Source organism: Enterococcus casseliflavus NBRC 100478 (assembly GCF_001544095.1).
GTDB lineage: Bacteria > Bacillota > Bacilli > Lactobacillales > Enterococcaceae > Enterococcus_D > Enterococcus_D casseliflavus.
The window spans coordinates 1-1,418 of record NZ_BCPT01000043.1 but is presented as its reverse complement, the minus strand read 5'-3'; the positions used below and the strand labels follow the sequence as shown (position 1 = coordinate 1,418).

Annotated in this window: 2 protein-coding genes and 1 pseudogene; all 3 read left to right on the top strand. The window is 41.1% G+C overall.

Translation table 11 applies throughout. The annotated features are described in order from the left end of the window. Positions 1 to 180: pseudogene (locus ECA1_RS17715) on the top strand (hypothetical protein); the annotation flags it as partial. Positions 181 to 371: 191 nt separating this feature from the next. After that, complete coding sequence (locus ECA1_RS16660) at positions 372 to 710, top strand: hypothetical protein (RefSeq protein ID WP_060793126.1); 339 nt, start codon at positions 372 to 374, stop codon at positions 708 to 710. A 185-nt stretch (positions 711 to 895) separates the two neighbouring features. Further along, the gene (locus ECA1_RS16655) at positions 896 to 1,375 is read left to right on the top strand and encodes an ArpU family phage packaging/lysis transcriptional regulator (RefSeq protein WP_016612331.1); all 480 of its coding nucleotides are present in this window, start codon (positions 896 to 898) and stop codon (positions 1,373 to 1,375) included. Positions 1,376 to 1,418 lie beyond the last annotated feature (43 nt).

The window sequence follows — 1,418 nt, the reverse complement described above, 5'->3', positions numbered from 1 at the left end:
GCAAGCTCTGACAGTATAGAAACGAAGTTGTTTGCACAGTTGCAACAAAAGGACGCACAAATTGAGCAGCTGCAGTCGTTATTAGCCCAACAACAAAAACTTCTTGATCAGCAACAACAACTAACTTTGCAAGCGAACAAACAAATACTGCTTCTGACGTCGCAGGAACACTTCTCATAAGATTTAAACAAAGAATCCAACAATGATACCAAAAATTTTAAAACGTCTCAAAGTGGTTATGAGACCCCCTCAGAACATAAGGGGAAATTTACTCCTGAAAATGAAGTCGTGCGACTGAAACAAGAAAGACAGAAGAAGTGGTGGCACTTTTTCCGTGAAACCTAAGATAGCGTTGAAAGGATGAATTGTGTATGTCGTTTTCAGCTTATGTTGACAGCTATCCGATTACTGCGTATATCGTGGGGCACCTTGGTTTGTCGGTGAGTGATTGTTGTCGGCGGTATGAATTTGATCCCACGATCGTCAGCGGCTGGCAGACAGCGAATCGTTCCGTTTTCTCCTTGCCTGCTGACTTTGTGGAATGCCTGGCTATTACGTCCGACAAAACAGCGGATCAAGTCCCCTGCATTTTACGCTTGTTAGAAAAGCAACATTTCGCTTATCTTGCGGCGAGTCCAGCTTGGAACATAACACCTTTCCAACTCGTCCCCCCGATTTCTTCAAAAAAGATCCAAAGAGAAGAAGCTTGATTTACCGACGTTTTAGGCTCTCAACATAGCTAGACCAATTGAAAATCACAAAGAACGCCCGTCAATCGTTGCCATTTTGAGAAACAAAGACGAAAAAAGACCTGGAAACTCCAGGTCTTTTTTGATATAAAATTCAGGTTCAAACAACAACTGTTTGTATCACCTATCATGAAAAGAGGAATAATGTGCGATTATTTGATGTTCACCAATTTGAATTACCTGAAAAAGAGGTGATCGATTGGGAAAAAACCAAAGGAGAGATCGGATCGATGCTCTCTAGTTATCTTGTTTCAAGAGAAAGGATGGGATTGACGAGAATGCCGCCGATCCATTCAACGTATTCGCTTTTAGACCAAGATATACCAGAAATCAAACACTCTAGCTTTGTTCAAGAAAATCAGCAGTTCAAACAAGAGTTTCTTTATTTTCACCACTTGTTTTCTTTGGGTCTGACGGCCATTAGCCATCCATATAAACCAGAAATCACCGATCGGAGACGAAAGATCTTTTTGATGCGTTTTGTTTACGGATTATCAATCAATCACGTGAGTGATCGGATCCATTATCAGAAAAATGTGATCGTCGATGATTCTCAATCAGGCTTACTGCAGTTTGCGAACGCTTTGTCTATTTTGGCTTTAAAAGAACAAGAGATCTCTGCCTGATCCTGGTATTTTTTTCTATCGATCACTTCGGGTTGTGTCAGCA